Source organism: Luteibacter sp. GL_149 (assembly GCF_057834065.1).
The window spans coordinates 1,340,462-1,359,050 of the sequence record NZ_CM174395.1; the positions used below are offsets into that span (position 1 = coordinate 1,340,462).

Annotated in this window: 16 protein-coding genes; 7 read left to right on the forward strand and 9 right to left on the reverse strand. The window is 64.9% G+C overall.

Annotated elements, in window-relative coordinates; all coding sequences use genetic code 11:
- Positions 1–19: 19 nt before the first annotated feature.
- Positions 20–1,282, reverse strand: a complete 1,263-nt coding sequence (locus tag AC3IR3_RS06015) for an alkaline phosphatase family protein (protein WP_489196052.1) — start codon at positions 1,280–1,282, stop codon at positions 20–22.
- Positions 1,283–1,336: 54 nt separating this feature from the next.
- On the opposite strand from AC3IR3_RS06015, the gene AC3IR3_RS06020 reads away from it, so the two are divergent.
- On the forward strand, positions 1,337–1,768 hold the full coding sequence (locus AC3IR3_RS06020) for a hypothetical protein (RefSeq protein ID WP_489196053.1): 432 nt from the start codon (positions 1,337–1,339) through the stop codon (positions 1,766–1,768).
- Here the strand turns inward: AC3IR3_RS06020 and AC3IR3_RS06025 are convergent.
- Together AC3IR3_RS06025 and AC3IR3_RS06030 are read right to left on the reverse strand one after the other, a co-directional pair.
- Positions 1,743–2,303, reverse strand: coding sequence for a methylated-DNA--[protein]-cysteine S-methyltransferase (locus AC3IR3_RS06025; RefSeq protein WP_489196054.1), 561 nt, complete (start codon positions 2,301–2,303; stop codon positions 1,743–1,745). The genes AC3IR3_RS06020 and AC3IR3_RS06025 overlap by 26 nt on opposite strands.
- Positions 2,300–3,784 carry a DNA-3-methyladenine glycosylase 2 family protein gene (locus tag AC3IR3_RS06030; RefSeq protein WP_489196055.1) on the reverse strand — a complete coding sequence of 495 codons (1,485 nt, stop codon included), beginning with the start codon at positions 3,782–3,784 and terminating at the stop codon, positions 2,300–2,302. Before AC3IR3_RS06030 ends, AC3IR3_RS06025 begins: the two co-directional genes overlap by 4 nt.
- A 135-nt stretch (positions 3,785–3,919) precedes the next feature.
- Between AC3IR3_RS06030 and hutU the strand changes: the two genes are divergently transcribed.
- Together hutU and AC3IR3_RS06040 are read left to right on the forward strand one after the other, a co-directional pair.
- A complete protein-coding gene (gene hutU, locus AC3IR3_RS06035) occupies positions 3,920–5,590 on the forward strand; it encodes a urocanate hydratase (protein ID WP_489196056.1) in 1,671 nt (556 codons plus the stop codon).
- A 143-nt stretch (positions 5,591–5,733) separates the two neighbouring features.
- A complete protein-coding gene (locus AC3IR3_RS06040) occupies positions 5,734–6,867 on the forward strand; it encodes an IS481 family transposase (protein WP_489195211.1) in 1,134 nt (377 codons plus the stop codon).
- Positions 6,868–7,070: 203 nt separating this feature from the next.
- Here the strand turns inward: AC3IR3_RS06040 and msrA are convergent, their stop codons facing one another.
- A complete protein-coding gene (gene msrA, locus AC3IR3_RS06045) occupies positions 7,071–7,748 on the reverse strand; it encodes a peptide-methionine (S)-S-oxide reductase MsrA (protein ID WP_489196057.1) in 678 nt (225 codons plus the stop codon).
- Between the two features lie 218 nt (positions 7,749–7,966).
- Between msrA and AC3IR3_RS06050 the strand changes: the two genes are divergently transcribed.
- The 3 genes from AC3IR3_RS06050 to AC3IR3_RS06060 are packed head-to-tail and all read left to right on the forward strand — an operon-like array spanning position 7,967 to position 11,107.
- On the forward strand, positions 7,967–9,241 hold the full coding sequence (locus tag AC3IR3_RS06050) for a cyclic di-GMP phosphodiesterase (RefSeq protein ID WP_489196058.1): 1,275 nt from the start codon (positions 7,967–7,969) through the stop codon (positions 9,239–9,241).
- Between the two features lie 43 nt (positions 9,242–9,284).
- Positions 9,285–10,535 carry a putative bifunctional diguanylate cyclase/phosphodiesterase gene (locus AC3IR3_RS06055; RefSeq protein WP_489196059.1) on the forward strand — a complete coding sequence of 417 codons (1,251 nt, stop codon included), beginning with the start codon at positions 9,285–9,287 and terminating at the stop codon, positions 10,533–10,535.
- 35 nt (positions 10,536–10,570) lie between these two features.
- Positions 10,571–11,107: a YaeQ family protein gene (locus AC3IR3_RS06060; RefSeq protein WP_489196060.1), complete on the forward strand. Its 537-nt coding sequence runs from the start codon at positions 10,571–10,573 to the stop codon at positions 11,105–11,107.
- Positions 11,108–11,224: 117 nt separating this feature from the next.
- Here the strand turns inward: AC3IR3_RS06060 and AC3IR3_RS06065 are convergent, their stop codons facing one another.
- The 5 genes from AC3IR3_RS06065 to AC3IR3_RS06085 form a co-directional block, all read right to left on the reverse strand.
- Complete coding sequence (locus AC3IR3_RS06065) at positions 11,225–11,980, reverse strand: enoyl-CoA hydratase/isomerase family protein (RefSeq protein ID WP_489196061.1); 756 nt, start codon at positions 11,978–11,980, stop codon at positions 11,225–11,227.
- Between the two features lie 21 nt (positions 11,981–12,001).
- Positions 12,002–13,468: a DUF4139 domain-containing protein gene (locus AC3IR3_RS06070; protein WP_489196062.1), complete on the reverse strand. Its 1,467-nt coding sequence runs from the start codon at positions 13,466–13,468 to the stop codon at positions 12,002–12,004.
- 153 nt (positions 13,469–13,621) lie between these two features.
- Positions 13,622–14,056, reverse strand: coding sequence for an acyl-CoA thioesterase (locus tag AC3IR3_RS06075; RefSeq protein ID WP_489196063.1), 435 nt, complete (start codon positions 14,054–14,056; stop codon positions 13,622–13,624).
- Positions 14,053–17,013, reverse strand: coding sequence for an excinuclease ABC subunit UvrA (gene uvrA, locus AC3IR3_RS06080; protein ID WP_489196064.1), 2,961 nt, complete (start codon positions 17,011–17,013; stop codon positions 14,053–14,055). Before uvrA ends, AC3IR3_RS06075 begins: the two co-directional genes overlap by 4 nt.
- 78 nt (positions 17,014–17,091) lie before the next feature.
- Complete coding sequence (locus AC3IR3_RS06085; RefSeq protein ID WP_489196065.1) at positions 17,092–17,739, reverse strand: hypothetical protein; 648 nt, start codon at positions 17,737–17,739, stop codon at positions 17,092–17,094.
- 140 nt (positions 17,740–17,879) lie between these two features.
- On the opposite strand from AC3IR3_RS06085, the gene AC3IR3_RS06090 reads away from it, so the two are divergent.
- Entirely contained in the window at positions 17,880–18,410 is a 531-nt protein-coding gene (locus tag AC3IR3_RS06090; RefSeq protein ID WP_489196066.1) for a DUF2059 domain-containing protein, read from the forward strand.
- Positions 18,411–18,589: the final 179 nt, after the last annotated feature.

The following is an 18,589-nucleotide window of genomic DNA, read 5'->3' on the forward strand; positions in this document are numbered from 1 at the left end:
TTCTACGGGAACAGGCCTCTCAGCGGGCAGCCGGTCGCAGCAGCCCTTCGACGTCGCTGAGATTCCCGTCGTTCGGTTGCCCGGAAATTCCCAGCAGGTGAACGATCAGGGGGTAGACGTCGACATTCGGGAACGGTGCGACCGTCGCGCCCGGCCGGAACGAGGGGCCACGTGCGACGAACAGTGCGCGCATCGTGGGATCGGCATTGTCGTAGCCGTGTTCGCCGAGCGACATGGGCGTCGTGCGTGCTGCCAGTGCGGCATGGCTGACGATCGTCCAGCCGGTCTCGGCCATGCAGACGATGGCCGGTACGCGCGGGTTCGTGCCGTACTGGAAACGTGCCGGCAGGTCGCTCTTGCGATAGCACTGCATGTGCGGATGCGGCGCCAGCAAGGCGGCTTCCGGGCGGGCGAAGCCGTGGCCGGGCAGTGGATTGAATGTCGCCATGACGCCGTACGACACCTCGTCCAGTTGGGTCACATCGGCGACGTCGTCGGCGAAGATGATGTGATCGGGCGGCAGGTTGGCCATGCCGTGGTCCGAGACCACGAGGATGTCCATGCTGTCGTAGATGCCGCGCGCCTTCAGCCCGGCGACCAGTCGCGTCAGCGCGGCATCGGTTTCGCGCAGCGCGGCGTTCACTTCCGGCGAGTCGGGTCCGTATTCGTGCCCGGCATGATCGACCGCGTCGAAGTAGAGCGTGTCGAACATGGGCTTCGGGCCCGGCTCGTCGATCCATTTCAGCAACTGGTCGACGCGACCGTTCGACGTGATGTCGCCATCGAAGGGGATCCAGCGATCGGGACGCATGCCGCGGATTTCCGCCTCGGTACCCGGCCAGAACATCGTCGCGGTGCGCAGGCCTTGTTTCTGGACGGTTACCCATAGCGGTTCGGCGCCGTCCCACCAGCGACCGTCGCTGGTCGCATCGCGATCGGCCAGACGGAAGCGGCCGATTTTGGGATCGACCATCGTGTTGTTCACGACGCCGTGATGGTCCGGCACCAGGCCCGTGACCAGCGTGTAGTGGTTCGGAAACGTCAGCGACGGGAACGACGGGCGCATGTACGGTGCGCGCGCGCCTTCGCGAACGATCGACGCCAGCGTCGGCGTCTGGCCGCGATCGAGATAATCGGGCCGGAAAGCATCGATGGAGATCAGCAGTACCGGGTGGCGCGTTGCGACGGGAGGTTTCGTCGCGGTGGTGCCACAGCCCGCCAGTGCGAGCAGCATGATGAACGGAAGCATGCCGCGAACGAGCGGACGAAACGAGAATTTCATGGACGGGACCGTAGGCTTGGAACGTGGGAAATCCCCCTATGATGGCCTGTCCGTATGACTAATTCATCTCACACCACTATTCGCCGTTATCTGGTAGCGCTGTCGTTGGTTCTTGCGATTCCGCTCGCGGTCGCCCAGACGACCACCCCGGCGGCGCAGCCGAAACCGGCGGCGCAGCAGCCCAGACCTGTCGTTATCGTGCAGCCGTCGGCGAATCAGCGCTGGCAGCAGGCCGCGAACCAGCAGCGCGTGCAGAACCAGATCCAGCAGAACGCCGTACAGCAGCAGATCCGCCAAGCCAATTCCGCGCAGCTGCGACAGAACACGACCGATCCCAATTTGCAAAAACAGATGGACCAGTCGAACCAGTCGCAGCAGCAGCTGTACCGGGCGCAGCAGCAGGATGCGGTGCAGCGTTACAACGCCACGCCCCAGCAGCCGATGGAGAACCGCGCGCCGGTCAGTGCCGGCTCGGCGGGGCACTGAACAGCGAGGGTTCGCGAGCCGTCCGTTCGAGGTCCAGCAGATAGCGCTTCGCCGGCAGGCCGCCACCGAAACCGGTGAGGCGCCCGTCCGCGCCGATCACCCGATGGCAAGGCACAACGATCGAGATCGGATTCGCGCCGTTGGCCGCGCCGACGGCGCGCACGGCGTCGGGATGGCCGATGCGTCGCGCTATATCGCCGTAGCTGGCGGTTTCCCCGAAGGGAATCGCCCGCAAGGCCATCCATACTTTCTGCTGGAAGCCGGTGCCTTCGGGCGCTAGCGGCAAGTCGAAGGTCGTGCGCGTTCCGGCGAAATACTCTTCCAACTGGGCGTGCGCGTGTGCGATGACTTCCGCCGCCGCGCATTCTTCCGGCGTGCGTGCATCGGCGACATGCGTTGCCGCCGGCGCGGGCCGCCAGCGTTTGCGATCCGGGAAGTCGGGAAATTCGATGGCCCGCAAGCCGTCGACGCTGGCGAGAAGTCGCAGCGATCCGAGCGGCGATGGAATGGTCTGTTCCACGATAACGGTGTTCATGCGTTGGCTCCGTCGAGGCTGCCGCGCCACAGATGCATCACGGCGTAAGCGCGCCACGGCCGCCAGTCTTCCGCCAGCGTGCTCAACGCCTTCGTCGAAAGCGGTATGCCATCCGTAGAGGCGGCGCGGCGCAGGATAAGGTCGGCTGCGGGGAATGCGTCCGGGTGACCCAGCGCACGCATGGCGAGGTATTGGGCCGTCCAGTCGCCAATGCCGGGCAGGGCGGTCCAGTGGGCGACCAGGTCGTCCAGCGTGCGGTCGGCGCGGAAGTCGACGCGGCCGTCGTGTACAGCGGCGGCCATGCCGTTGACGGTCGCGGCACGACTCGTGGTCAGGCCGATCGTGCGCAGGTCGACGTCGGCCAGCGCAGCGGGTTCGGGGAACAGGCGATCGAGGCCCGGAATCGCAGGATCGGGTAACTGTGCGCCGTACCGGTCGACCAGCCGTGTCGCCAGCGTACGTGCGGCGGCCACGCTGACCTGCTGGCCGAGGATGGCGCGAACCGCAATCTCGAAACCGTCCCAGCCGCCGGGCAGGCGCAGACCGGGGCGTCGCCGCACCAGCGGGCCCAGTACGGGATCGGGGCCGAAGTGCGCGGCAATGGACGCCGGGTCGGCGTCCAGATCGAACAGCCGGCGAAGGCGGCTCACCACGTCCAGGATACGCGTGGCGTCCGGGCAGTGCAGTTCGAGTTTCAGCGCCGGTTCGTTGCCGGGCCATGCGGTGATGCGGAGCCAGCCGGGCCGGTCCGGCGGGCCGAACACCCGCGAATACGACCGCTCGTCGACCCGTTCGATGCCGGGCAGGGCGCGACCGCTGAGGAATTGCAGCAGAGCGGTGAAGTCGTAAGGCGGCCGGTAACCGAGCCGCAGTACCAGCGGCTCGCCCGCCGCCGAGCGCGGGCGACGACGCAGTTCGCGTGGCGCGATGCGATTGGCTTTCGCGAAGGCGGCATTGAAACGGCGCAGGCTGCCGAATCCGGACGCCATGGCCACCTCCGTGACTGGCATGGCCGTTTCGGTCAGCAACTGCTTGGCGAACAACAGGCGCTGCGTCGTACGCACGTCGATCGGCGAGACGCCAAGGCGTTCCACGAACAGGCGCCGCAACTGGCGGCTGCCTACCGCGAGCCGCGACGACAGATCGTCCAGCGACGACTCGCCCGACAAATCGTTTTCCAGAAGTTTCAGTGCGCGGGCCACCAGCGTATCGCCGCGCCGCCAGGCACCATCCGCGGGCGACAGCTCGGGCCGGCAACGCAGGCACGGCCGGAAGCCCGCGGCTTCCGCTGCCGCCGCATTAGCGTAATAGCGCACGTTCGACGGTTTCGGCGACGGCGCGGGGCACACGGGCCGGCAGTAAATGCCCGTGCTGGTGACCGCCGTGAAGAACAACCCGTCGAACCGCGCGTCGCGACTCAGGCGTGCGGCCTCGCAGATGGCGGTATCGGGGACCTCGGGAATCGGCTGGGCGTTCGTCATGGGCAAGAGGTTACACCGCGGCCAGAATCGCAACTGGCCGTTTTCGGACATCAATGCTGCGATGCGGATAGCCCCTTCGGCCCGTCGCGGCCCATAATCGACGTTCTGTCCTTCACCGCAGCACCGAGACCGACGATGACCGCAGCGACGCGCATAGACACCACCCGAACCATCCGCGCGCCGCGCGGCACGGAGCTTTCCTGCCGTAGCTGGCTGACCGAGGCACCGTTCCGCATGCTGCAGAACAATCTCGATCCCGAAGTGGCCGAGAATCCGGCGGAACTCGTGGTTTACGGCGGCATCGGCCGCGCCGCGCGCAACTGGGAATGCTTCGATGCCATTCTTCGCGCGCTGCGCGATCTGCGCGACGACGAAACCCTGCTGGTGCAATCGGGCAAGCCGGTCGGCGTGTTCCCGTCGCATGCGGACGCGCCTCGCGTCCTGATCGCGAACTCCAACCTCGTGCCCGCATGGGCGAACTGGGAACACTTCAACGAACTCGATCGCAAGGGCCTGATGATGTACGGCCAGATGACGGCCGGCTCGTGGATTTACATCGGATCGCAGGGCATCGTGCAGGGCACGTACGAAACCTTCGTCGAAATGGGGCGCCAGCACTACAACGGCAATCTTGCCGGCCGCTGGATTCTTACCGCCGGCCTTGGCGGCATGGGCGCCGCGCAGCCGCTGGCGGCGAGTCTCGCCGGTGCATCGTCGCTGACGATCGAATGCCAGCAGAGCCGCATCGATTTTCGTCTGAAGACGCGTTACGTCGACGAGCAGGCCAGCGACATCGACGATGCGCTGGCGCGTATGGATCGCTACGCAAAAGAAGGTCGCGCCGTTTCTGTCGCACTGCTCGGCAATGCCGCGGAGATCCTCCCCGAACTGGTCCGTCGCGGCGTGCGTCCGGATGCCGTGACCGATCAGACCAGCGCCCACGATCCGATCAACGGTTATCTTCCGGCCGGCTGGACGGTCGAGGAATGGTTCGAACGCCGCAAGGCCGATCCGGCCGGCACCGCGCGCGCCGCGAAGGCGTCGATGCGCGCGCACGTCGAGGCGATGCTCGCCTTCCATGCCAAGGGCATTCCGACATTTGACTACGGCAACAACATCCGCCAGGTAGCCAAGGACGAGGGTCTGACGAACGCGTTCGATTTCCCGGGTTTCGTACCTGCCTTCGTGCGTCCGCTGTTCTGTCGCGGCGTGGGACCGTTCCGCTGGGTTGCGTTGTCGGGCGATCCGGAAGACATCTACAAGACCGATGCCAAGGTGAAGGAGCTGATCCCCGACGATCCGCACCTGCACAACTGGCTGGACATGGCGCGCGAACGCATCAGCTTCCAGGGTTTGCCGGCGCGCATCTGCTGGGTGGGTCTCGGCCAGCGCCACAAACTTGGTCTCGCGTTCAATGAAATGGTTCGCAACGGCGAGCTGAAAGCGCCTGTGGTGATCGGGCGCGATCATCTGGATTCCGGATCGGTCGCCAGTCCGAATCGCGAAACCGAAGCGATGAAGGACGGCAGCGATGCGGTCAGCGACTGGCCGCTGCTCAACGCGATGTTGAATGTCGCCGGTGGCGCAACCTGGGTCAGCCTGCATCACGGTGGTGGCGTGGGTATGGGTTACAGCCAGCACAGCGGCGTGGTGATCGTATGCGACGGCACCGAAGCGGCCGACAAGCGGATTGCGCGCGTGCTGTGGAACGATCCGGGCACGGGCGTGATGCGGCACGCCGATGCGGGGTATCGGGAGGCTATCGATTGCGCGCGCGAGCAGGGGTTGAAGTTGCCGATGGTTTAAAGCCGATCGGGTGCGGTCGCGAAAACCTGTCGCACCGCGCTGGGTTCCTGCCCGCGTGTATGGACCGGAGACATGGTTAACAGGTGTGCCAGGACATGGTTTACACCTCGACCGCCAAGTTGTGGCGACTCGAGGCCCAGCCCATGCCCTGGAAGGAAACCTCATCCATGTCACTTCGTACTGAGCTTGTCGCGGTGGCCAAGCAGCCCGGTCAGTCGATCACTGAGCTGGCCCGCCGGTTCGGCGTCAGCCGAACCACCGCGTACAAATGGCTAGGCCGCGATCAGGCGCACGAGCCCCTGGCCGACCGCTCGCGGCGTCCCCATCGCACCCCGACGCGCACGGCTCAGTCGCTCGAAGAGCGCGTGGTCGCCCTGCGCCGACAGTTCCCCCACTGGGGTGGCCGCAAGCTGTTTGTGTTGCTTCAGCGCGAGGGCCTGGCGCCTCCGGCACCGAGCACGATCACCCACATCCTTCGGCGCCATGGCCTGCTGTGGTCGCCCACCGAGCCGGCCGTGCATCCCTGGCAGCGCTTCGAGCATGCCGAGCCGAACGACCTGTGGCAGATGGACTTCAAAGGCCCCCTCCGTGTCGGCCGCGGTCGGTGCGATCCGTTGACCGTGCTCGACGATCATTCCCGCTTCAACCTGATCCTGGGCCATAACGCCGACATGACCGGCGCCACCGTGCAGCACTGGCTCACCGAGGCCTTCCGCCGCTACGGCCTGCCGCGGCGCATGAACATGGATAACGGCACCCCGTGGGGCATGGGCAACGGCCCCTCCCGGCACTTGTCCACGCTCGGCGTATGGTTGGTCCGCCTTGGCATCCACCTGAGCTTCAGCCGTCCGTTTCATCCGCAAACCAACGGCAAGGACGAACGCTTCCATCGAAGCTTGGACATCGAGCTGCTGCGTGGCCGCCACTTCCTGAATCTGACCGAGGTGGAGCGGGCCTTCGCGCACTGGCGCGAGATTTACAACCACGTGCGCCCGCATCAGGCCATCGGCATGGTACCGCCGGTGACACGCTATCGCCTCAGCCCACGCCCCTTCCCCGAACGGCTCGATCAGATTACCGAGTACGGCCCCGACGACATCGTCATCGGGGTCGATCAACGCGGCCGGATCAAACTACTCACGCGGCCGCTCGTGGTCTCGACAGCGCTCAAAGGTCAGCTCATCGCCGCCCGGCCCCGGCCCGATCAGGACGGTGTGTATGACCTCTATTTTGCTCACCACTGGCTCGATGTCGTCGACCTGCGACGACCGCGATAAAGTGTCCACCATGTCCTGGCACATCTGTTAACCATCTCTCCGGTCCATACACCCGCGCAGGGACGACGGGTGGGTGTCGATGACGGTGTGGGAGATGGCGTCATTCGCCACGATCGATGCGGATTTTCCACCCCTCACCGCCGCCCCTGCGCAGGCAGGGGCCCAGAGCGACCACGCTGAGGCGGACGATATCGTGCGCGCTCTTAGTGCGCATTTGCCCAGCTGGCCACATACCGCTCCGGATACAACCGCTGCAGCGCCAGCACCTTCGGCAGATCGTTCACCAGAATATACGGCGACTGCGGATTCAGCCGCATGTAGTTCTGGTGATAACTCTCGGCGGGATAGAACGTCGTCAGCGCCGAGACCTGGGTGACGATGGGCGCGCTGTAGGCATGCGCCGCGCCCAGCTGCGCGATATACGCATCGGCGACACGCTTCTGTTCCGGTGTCGCATAGAAAATCGCGGAGCGGTATTGCGTGCCGCGATCGGGGCCCTGGCGGTTCAGCAGCGTCGGGTCCTGTGCGACCGAGAAGAACACTTTCAGTAGCTGGCCGTAACTGATGACCGCCGGATCGTAGACAATGCGCACCGATTCGGCGTGTCCTGTATCGCCCTCGCTGACATCGTCGTAGTTGGCGTGCCGTGCATCGCCTCCGGTGTAACCGGCAGTCGCGGATTTCACGCCGCGCAGGTGTTCGAAAACTCCTTCGACACCCCAGAAGCACCCGCCCGCGAGAACCGCTACCTGCTCACCCGCTGACGGTGCGGCATCCACGGAGGGATCGGGCAGGCGTACGCCTTCGTCGCGCGCGAAAACGGCAGTGCAGGCGGCAAGGGCGATGGTGGTCAGAACGACGATAAAACGACGACGGAACATGGAGATATCTCCGGAGTGCCTGAGTTACCACATAAGACCGGGGCAGAAAGGATTCCATGGCAGGCAACGTTTGTTACAGTTTCACCCTTTGGCGCCGATACAGCGGAACCTGCATGTCGGCGGAGCCCGTTGGCGGCGCGCTTTGTTTCACACGTCGTGGACAAGGTCGATCCGGTCTCGCCATGGGGCGGATTCGCCGATTCGCGGTTCGTACTGACATGAAACGATCCGTTCCTGGGGGGACTGTGGCGTACGATCTGGTGGAAAGACGGGTGTCGGTCGGCGATCTGGAGGTCGGCATGTACGTTTGCCGTCTCGATTGCGACTGGGACGAAACCCCGTTTCCGATCCAGGGCGTACCGGTTCGCAGCCAGGACGACATCGACGCGTTGCGGCGCCATTGCCGTTACGTGTTCGTCGACACCATGCGCAAGGTCGCGCCTGCCTCGACATCCTCGCCGCTTCGTCCGCCCTCCGTGGTGGTGAAACCCAGCACCGCTCCGGCCACGCCATCCCAGCGATTGGTGCCGCAGCGGGCGTATACCGATACCGCCACGTTCGACGAAGAAGTGCCCCGGGCACGCGAGGCTTACGAGTCCGTCGCGACCTATGTGGAAAAAATCGTCGACGACCTGGCCAACGGGCGCGTCATCGATGCCCGGGAAGTCGAGGACGCGGTGCGTCCGATGGTCGAGAGCGTACTGCGTTCGGGCGATGCGTTTTTCTGGATCGAAAGCCTGCGTCAGCGCGACAGCTATACCTATCGCCATGCCGTCAGTTGCAGCACGCTCGCCGCGGCTTTCGGACGGCACATGGGGTTCTCGGAAGAGGCCATCATCAGTCTTGCCGCGGGTGGGCTGCTGATGGATGTCGGCAAATCGCAGCTGCCCGACGAATTGCTGCTGCGCGCTGGCGCGCTCAGCGAAGCCGAAATCGAACTCGCGCGTCTGCACGTGCGCGAAGGACTGGCGATCCTGGCGCATTCCGGCGTGGCGGATCGGGAAGTGCTGGATATGGTCCGCACGCATCACGAACGCTTCGATGGCAGCGGCTATCCCGACGGCCTGATCGGCACCGCGATTCCGCTCGCGGGGCGCATGGCCGCGATCATCGACACCTACCATGCGATGTCGACGCCGCGGCCGTACTGCGAGCCCGTATCGCAGCACGTGGCGCTGCGTACGATCTATGCCGGCCGCAATACCGGATTCCAGGGCGAACTGGTCGAGCAGTTCCAGGCGTGTCTCGGGGTATATCCCACGGGATCGCTGGTCGAGCTGGGAACCGGCGAAATCGCGATCGTCATGCTGCAGAATCACGCGCGCCGGCTACAGCCGCGTATAGCGATACTCACCGCGCCCGACAAGTCGCCGCTGGACGAATTCCGCATCGTGGACCTGATGCGACAGACGGGGCCGGAACGCATGGATATCCTGCGTTCGCTTCCCCCGGGTAGCCACGGCATCGATCCCAAGGAATACTTCCTCCCATGAATGCCATGCCCGATCGTTTATTACCGCATCGTCCGAGGCTGTCGTGACGGATCGCGCCCATATTTTCACCGCCATGCAGGCGCTGCTCGACCGCGACAGTTCGCGCGAGGGTCTGTGTGCCGTGCTGGTGGTACGGATGCGGGGCATGCGCGAGGCGCAACTGCGCTTCGGTTATGGCTTCGGTAACGAGATCATGCTCGCCGCTCGCGAGCGCATCGTCGAAATCGTCCGGCATATCGACAAGGTCTTCGTCGCCGCGGACGACACGTTCGTGCTGTTGCTTCCCGCTATCCGCAACCGCACCCATGCCTTGCTGGCGGCTACCCGGCTGGTCGGCGGATTCGACGAACCGCTGATGTGCGGCGACCGGCCCTGGCATGGCCGCGTGGTAGTCGGCGCGGCCATGCATCCCGAACATGGCGCCGCCGCCGAGCTGCTATGCCGTCGCGCCGAAATCGCCCACGACGAAGCGCTGCGCATCGGCGAACCGTTCGCGATGTACCAGCCGGACAATACCCAGGTCGAAATCCTGTATGGGGAGCTGCGCGAAGACATCGAAGCGAACCGCCTGCAGGTTTACTTCCAGCCCCTGCTCGATCTGCGCAAACAGGCGATCACGCGCGTGGAATCGCTGGCGCGATGGAATACCCAGACGCATGGCGAAGTCGCGCCGGTCGATTTCATTCCGTTCGCGGAGCGCAGCGATCTGATCGTTCCCCTGACGCGCTGGAGCCTCAACGCGTCGCTGCGACACGTGGCCACACTGCATCGTGCCGGTGCGCCGATCGATATCGCCATTAATCTTTCGGCACGCGTTTTCGTGGAACAGGGCTTCGCGGAACAGATGCTGGGGGCGCTGGATATCTGGGGGGTCCCGGCCGAATCCGTGATCGTCGAGGTCACCGAAACCGCACTGCTCACCGATCTGGACATGAGCGTGCGCGTGCTGCGCCGGTTGCGCGACCGTGGCATGCGTGTCGCCATCGACGACTTCGGCACGGGTTATGCCTCGTTCGCGTATCTGCGCCACTTCCCGGCTACCGAGCTGAAGATCGACCGTACCTTCGTGGACGCGATGATCGACGATCCCCGCACGGAGCAGCTGGTGCGGGCGATGGTCGAGGTCGCCCATCGCCTTGGTCTCGAGGCCGTGGCCGAGGGTGTCGAGAACCAGGAAACGCTCGATCGGCTGATCGAAATGAACTGCGACATGGTCCAGGGCTTCCACGTGGGCAGGCCGTCGCCGGCGGACGAATTCGTGGCAAGGCAGCTGGCGGACGCGTCGTTCGTGTAGGCTTTGCGGCCACACGTCCCCGGTAACTTCCCCTCATGGCACTCAAATCGACGGTCTACAAGGCCGAGCTGCAGATCAGCGATATGGACCGGCATTACTACCAGGCCCATCCGCTGACGATCGCGCAGCACCCGTCGGAAACCGACGAGCGGATGATGATCCGGGTGCTGGCGTTTGCACTGAATGCCGATGAATCGCTTGTCTTCGGCAAGGGCCTGAGTTCGGACGACGAACCGGACCTGTGGCGCAAGGAGCTGACCGGCGAAGTCGACCTGTGGATCGAGATCGGGCAGCCGGACGAGCAGCGCATCCGTCGCGCGGCGGGGCGCGCGAACCGGGTGATCGTTTACACCTATAGCGGCCGCAGCGCCGAAGTGTGGTGGAAGAAGACCGCCGCCGCGGTAGCTCGCACGAAGAACGTCACAGTCGTCGATATCGCCCCGGCCACGGTCGACGCACTCGCGGCGTTGACCGAGCGGACGATGCAGATCCAGTTCATGGTGCAGGACGGTCAGGCTCAGGTGATTAGTGGCGAGACCGTGGTGCCTGTCGAGATGACGGTGCTGGCGTAACGGGTGTTGCTGGATTCGTCGCAAGAACGACCGATAGCCTCGTCGCATTTTCCCCTCACCGTCATTCCGGTGCACGTGCGCCGGAATGACGGCGAGGGGGATTCGAAGGTGCGACTGTTACTTCGCCTTCAACCGCGCCACCAACGCCTTCAACGTGGTCTGCGTTTCCTCGGCGAAGAAGTCGTTGACGAAATCGTCAATGGGCAGGCTGGCCGGGTCCGCATAAGCCGCGGCCAGATCCGCACGCGCCAGCGCACGCGTACGCAGCATGGCATTGCGCGGCAGCGCCAACAGCTCGCGCAGCCAGACCAGCGAGCGCGTGACGACCTGCTCCAGTCCGACCAGTTCGTCGACCATGCCGAGGGCCAGCGCCTGCTCGGCATCGACCATGGTGCCCGACGTCAGGAGACGTTCCGCGCGATACGCGCCGACGGTGCGGCGCATGATCAGCTGGATCGGTTCCGGTACCGAAAGACCGACCTGTACCTCGTTCAGACCGATCTTGTACGGCCCGTGCGCCATGACGCGATAGTCCGCGAACAGCGCGATAACCGCGCCACCCGCCGGGCTATGGCCCGTTACCGCGGCCACGATGGGAACCGGCGACTTCGCCAGCGCGCCGCACATCAGGAAGAACTCGCGCCAGTATTCGCGTACGCCCTCGGGGTCCTTTCCGAGCAGCGAGGGTACGTCGACGCCGGCGGAGAACATGCCCTGCGCACCGGAGATCACGATCCCCTGCGCACCGTTGGCCGGTGCGTTGGCGACAGCTTCGCGCAGCGCGCGGACCAGGGTGACATCCAGTGCGTTGACCGGCGCGCGCGCCAGGCGGATTTCGTGGATGCCGTCGTCTTGCGGAAGTATGTCGAGCATGAGGGTTCCGGTCGTGTCGGGTTAGCGTGCGCCGCGCGGCATGTCGTCGGCGGCCCACTGGTAGCGCACTGCGTAATCGAGCGTGGCGCTGCCGTTGGCGGGTACGTCGACCTTGAACTCTAGCGTATCGGGCGTCTGCTTCGACGCCTTGGTCGACGAGGAAACGAGCTTCCAGCCGCGCCAGCGGGTCGGATGCTCGCGTACCGTGACCACGCGCGCCGTATCGCTGGCGTTGGTGAGCTTGATGCGGAACGCTTCGTCGAGACGATGGCCGGGATTGTCCAGCGTGAACGCCGTCTGTTCGCGCGTGGCTTTCAGATCGAACGCGGTGCCGAGCACGATGGTGGCGTCGCTACCTTTCGCGGTGTCCTCGATGCGACCCTCGCCGAGCAGCTCCGCATTGCCGTCGCGATCGGCGGTCAGTACGCGCGCATAACCGCCGGGCAGGCTGTCGAATGCCTTCAGGCGCACGGTCGTGACGATCGGCGACTCCTGCTGGCCGTTGCCGTTGCGCGATGTGTTTGGCGACTGCGGAAACCACGTCCCGCCGTTCTCATAGAGGGCCGTCCGTTCGCAGTCGATCTCGCGTGTCGTATACAGCGGCGTCTGCGTAACGCTGCCGTCGGGCAGATCGATCGGTGTGGGGAGCGTGAAGGTGCGCAGGTCGGCGAGCGTGGCCTGCTCGGGCATGCCGGCGCTGTCGGCCATGGGAGCCGCCGCCATCGCAACCTTGTTGTAGCGTGCCTGGACCGGCGGGGCCTTCGCACGGTTCGCGTCGCCGGCCACGAGCTTCAGCGTCGTGTCGTTCCAGTCGCGACCGCTGCGGTTGGCGATGCTTGCCCAGGAGTCGAACGTCATGCGGCAAGTGGCGCCCGGAGCGAGCATGGCCGTGTATGCCGCGCGCCAGCCGAGGCCGGACGTCGGGTAGCTCAGCGTGGCGGTGGACGAGCCGCCGCTGGCGGCGTCGACGCGCACCTGCAGGGTGGAGCCACGGGAGAAGTTGCTGTTGTCCGCGGCACGCAGAGCGGCGTATTCGCGGATGAGCGTCGACTGCCCGTTCGCTTCTTTCACCACCAGCGCATCGCCGCCACGCAGCAAGATGCCGCTGGCGATCGGCTGTCCCGAGGTACCGATGACGACGACGTTCTTTCCGACAAGACCGGCGACCGCGCCGCCGAAGCCCTGCCCAAGCAGCAATCGTTGCGAGACCACGCTGGTGCCTTTGCCGGGGAAGCGAAGCGAAAGCGCTTCGCTGTCGAGTGCGGCGGGCAGGCCGCCGATGGAGATGTCCTGTGTGCCGCTGCGCAGATCGAACGCACGACGCTCGTGCACGACCGCGTAACCGTCGCTGGAGAATGTTTCCCCATTCGTCTGGAACAGGGAGTCGCCGTCCGCCCGGTAAAGCGTGAGGCTCGCGGGCGATTCCGTAGCAACGGCGGGCAGGGCGACGGCGCAGGCAACGCCAAGGGCGATCAGACGACGGGACATGGCACTCTCCATGGGGATGTGCCCGGGATCATACGCAAGTTCGTACGGGTGAAATGTGCGAGCGCGCCGGAGATGACGCTACCCGTTCAGGATCGTCACGCCCCGGTGGGAGCGCGCCTGCGCGCGATGGGTATTAGCCGGTTCCCCGGATGCTCAGGCGGGCTGGCTTATCGCCTCGCGAACCGTATCCGGCAACGGCACGGGGCGTCCCGTTTTCGGATTGACCCATACCACCGTGACGTTGCCGTCGCAGTGAATGCGCGTCGCGTCGTCGTGGGCGACCATGCGGTGGCCGATCGTCATGGAGCTGGTGCCCACACGTTCGCAGAAAAGCTCCACGTCGATCTCGGCCGGCCATTCGATCGGCAGGCGGTAATTGAGCTGGCTGGCCGCCATGACCGGGGCGCTTTCGGGCGTGTACCACTTACCAGGAATCGTCAGCAGCCATTGCAACCGGGCTTCTTCGAGATACGTGAGGTAGTTCGAATTGTTGACGTGGTTGTACGTGTCCAGGTCGCGCCAGCGCACCGTGATCGGTGCGATGAGCAGCGGCGTCGGCGAGGGTGTCTTGCTTGCTTCGGTCGTCATGCAGTTTTCTTTTTCTTCGCGGCCACCGGTTTCGCGGCGGCCTTGGATTTTGTCGGGGGTGCTTTTGTCGTCACGGTTTTCGCGGCGGACTTCGTCGCCACGGTTTTCGTGACGGCCTTGGCCGGTGCTTTCGCGGACTTCAGATGGGGGGCGAGGAACCGGCCGGTATGCGAGTCTTTCGTCGCGGCGATCTTTTCCGGCGTGCCGCTGACCAGAATGCGACCGCCACCCGCGCCGCCTTCGGGGCCCAGGTCGACGAGCCAGTCGGCCGTCTTGATCACATCGAGGTTGTGCTCGATGACGACGACCGTATTGCCGTGCTCGACCAGTCGATGCAGCACGTCCAGCAATTGCTCGATATCGTGGAAGTGCAGGCCGGTGGTCGGCTCGTCCAGTATGTAGAGCGTGCTGCCGGTGTCGCGCTTGGAGAGTTCCTTCGACAGCTTCACGCGCTGCGCTTCACCGCCCGAAAGCGTCGTGGCGCTCTGGCCGAGCTTGACGTAGTCGAGGCCGACCGCGCGCAACGTTTCCAGCTTGCGGGCGATGACCGGTACTGGTTCGAACAGCCGGTACGCATCTTCCACCGTCATGTTGAGAACGTCGGCAATGGTGTGGCCCTTGTACAGAACTTCCAGCGTCTCGCGGTTGTAACGCTTGCCGTGGCAGACGTCGCAGGGCACATACACGTCGGGAAGGAAATGCATCTCCACCTTGATCATGCCGTCGCCTTCGCAGGCTTCGCAGCGGCCACCGCGTACGTTGAAACTGAAACGGCCCGGCGTATAGCCGCGCTGCCGCGCTTCGGGCACCTGCGAGAATAGCTCGCGCAGCGGGGTGAAGAGGCCTGTATACGTGGCCGGGTTCGAGCGCGGCGTACGACCGATCGGCGACTGGTCGATGTCCACGACCTTGTCGAACAGCTCAAGGCCTTCGACTGATTCATAGGCTGCCGGCTGCTCGCTGGAGCCATTGAGTTCGGCGGCGGCCAGACGGTAGAGCGTGTCGTTGATCAGCGTCGACTTGCCCGAGCCGGACACGCCCGTGACACACGTGAACACGCCGACCGGAACCGACAGGTCGACGTCTTTCAGATTATTGCCCGACGCGCCTTTCAGTTCGATCCACTGACCGTCCTTCGCTTCGCGCCGCTTCGTCGGCACGGCGATACCACGTTCGCCGGTAAGGTATTTCGCGGTGATCGAGCGCGGCGATTTCAGCACCTGTTCCAGCGTGCCCGCGCCGACGATCTCGCCGCCATGCACGCCCGCACCCGGACCGATGTCCAGCACGTAGTCGGCGGCGCGGATCGCATCTTCGTCGTGTTCGACGACGATCACCGTGTTGCCCAGATCGCGCAGGCGCGTGAGCGTGCCGAGCAGCCGTTCGTTGTCGCGCTGATGCAGGCCGATCGACGGTTCATCGAGCACATACATCACGCCCACGAGGCCGGCACCGATCTGGCTGGCCAGACGGATGCGCTGGGCTTCGCCGCCGGAAAGCGAGTCGGCCTGGCGATCCAGCGTGAGATAGTTGAGGCCGACGTCGTTGAGGAAGGTCAGGCGCTCGCGGATTTCCTTCACGATCTTCACGGCGATCTCGCCGCGCCAGCCGGGCAGGCTGAGCGAGTCGAAGAAGCCGAGTGCGTCGTCGATCGCCAGCGATGTCAGCGACGGGATCGCGCGATCCGCCACGAACACGTTACGGGCGGACGGGTTCAGGCGCTGGCCGTTGCAGTCGGGGCAGGGATGGTCGGCGATGTACTTCGACAGTTCCTCGCGCACGGCCGCCGATTCGGTTTCGCGATAACGACGTTCCAGGTTGGGCAGGATGCCTTCGAAACGATGTTCCCGGGTGACCTTGCCGCCACGTTCGGTGATATAGCGGAACGGAATGACGTCCTTGCCGGAGCCGCGCAATACCGCGTTCTGCACCGACTTCGGCAGTTCGCGCCAGGCCGTGTCGGCGTCGAAGCCGTAATGCTTCGCCAGCGACATGATCATCTGGAAGTAATAGGCGTTGCGGCGATCCCAGCCACGGATGGCGCCACCGGCGAGGCTGAGCTCGGGATGGCCGACCACGCGCGCGGGATCGAACACCTGGGTCACGCCCAGGCCGTCGCAGGTCGGGCATGCGCCGACGGGCGAGTTGAACGAGAACAGGCGCGGTTCCAGTTCCGGCAGCGAGTAATCGCACATCGGGCAGGAATAGCGTGAGGAGAACAGTTGCTCGGGTGCTTTCGCGTTGTCCATGTCGACCAGCACGACGATACCTTCGCCCAACCGCAGCGCGGTTTCGAACGATTCGGCGAGGCGCTGCTTGATGTCGTCGCGCGGACGGAAGCGGTCGATGACCGCTTCGATGGTGTGCTTCTGGCGCAGCGTCAGCGGCGGCACGGCATCGAGGTCGTAGACGACGCCGTCGACGCGCGCGCGCACGAAGCCCTGCGCGCGTAGCTGGTCGAAAATCTGCACGTGCTCGCCCTTGCGCTCGCGCACGACCGGTGCAAGCAGCATCCAGCGTTTTTCGGCATCCAGCGCCAGCGCGTGATCCACCATCTGGCTGATCGTCTGCGCTTCGAGCGGAATGGCGTGGGTCGGGCAGCGCGGCGTACCGACGCGTGCGTAAAGCAGGCGCAGATAGTCGTAGACCTCGGTAATCGTGCCCACGGTGGAGCGCGGATTGTGCGAGGTCGATTTCTGCTCGATCGAGATGGCCGGCGACAGACCCTCGATGTGATCGACGTCGGGTTTTTCCATGATCGACAGGAACTGTCGCGCATACGCCGAGAGCGACTCGACATAGCGACGTTGGCCTTCGGCGTAGATTGTGTCGAAAGCCAGCGAGGATTTGCCCGAACCGGACAGTCCCGTAATCACGATCAGGCGATCGCGGGGCAGGTCCAGGTCGATATTCTTGAGGTTGTGCGTGCGAGCGCCGCGGATGCGAATAGTGTCCATGTACGCAGCGAAATGGGGGAAGTCACCGACTATAGCAAGAGGCCGTGGATGGCTTGTGGATGCCCCGAATCTCTGCTGTCACTTCATGTCAGGAGCGATGCCTTTCAGTGGCGAGCTCAGCGTCACCTGCGCCGTTGCCCAGTCCGGGTTCCACGGCACGATGGCAATGCCCTGATGGTCCGCGGCGAAGGTTTTCGGTCCGCCCGGGGCATCGATGGTCGCCGTCTGTCCGGCGGCGGGGAAAATCAGGCGGATACCGCGGACCTTCGGAGCGAAGAACCGGAAGACCCCCGCCTGAAGACGGATGGCCTCCTGCATCACGGGCACCGATTCGGCCAGCTTGGCGTAGGACATCTGCGTGCCCGGCGGTACGCGAGCGGGAAACACCATGCCGAAGTTCACCCGGGCCTTCGGATAGTTCACCCGCACGACTGACTCGGGCCGGCCCGGTACGTCGCAGCGGGGGTCGAAGCTGTGGTTCGTGTCCAGGGCGACCGGTTCGGTGCGGCCGGATGGTTCGCGCAGTTCGAGCTTCAGGTCCGCGGGAAGGGTCCCTGCCCTGGGTTTGGCCACCAGCATCACCTGGATGATGCCTTCCGGGTCGGCGGGCCTGGACTTGGCGATGCCTGCGCAGATGGGGGCCATGGCTACATCGCGGGATTCGGCGGCTATGGCCGGGGCGACGGCCAGGGAGCACGCAAGGGGCAGGAAGCGGACGGGCGTCATAAAGCGGTTTCCGTGGAGTCCTGCGGGGATGGAGCCTGATAGCGCCCGGACGGGCCGGGTTTCCAGAGGCTGCGCATTCGTGGCTAATATGCACCGCCACCCCGTCAGGGGTGCGTCAATCATCGAAGAGGAGCTATGCGATGCGTAAGTGGACAGGGATTGCCGCCGGCCTGGTGCTGGCGGGATGTACGGGCCAGGCGCTGGCGGCGCAGCCCAGCGAGCAGCAGGTGCGGCAGTTGATGGAAGCCGTGGGCATGGGTCGCATGCTGAGCACCATGAACAGCCAGATGGCTGGCGTGATGCAGAGCGCGCTCCCTTGCGTACCGGCCAGTTACTGGCAAGGCTTCGTCGATGCCAATGCCACCAGCCAGTTGATCGGCCGTATGGTCCCGGTATACCAGAAGCATTTCACGGCCGAGGATATCGACGGTCTGCTCAAGTTCTACAAATCGCCGCTGGGCCAGAAGGTCATCACCCAGATGCCTGCCACCATGGCCGAAGGCATGCAGGTCGGCAAGCAGTGGGGTAACGAGCGCGGCCAGCAGATGATTGCCCAGTTGCAGACCCAGGGCACTCTGAACGCCCAGGGCCAGTGCCCGGCCACTGCGGCAGGCGCTCAGCCCGCCAAGCCCGCTCCGGCTGCCCAGCCCGCACCCGCAAAGAAGAAATAGGCGGAATCTGCCCGGCGCCTCCCACGGAGCGAACCTGTGGGAGCGCGCTTGCGCGCTTGTGCCATGCTCTAAAGATCGGTGACGGTGCGAAAAGCGTGCGAAGCGGGGTGACCTAACTTATTGATAGACTGGCTTTTTGATCCGCCGCGGCGCTCATCGCGGCGACGGCCGACTCATCC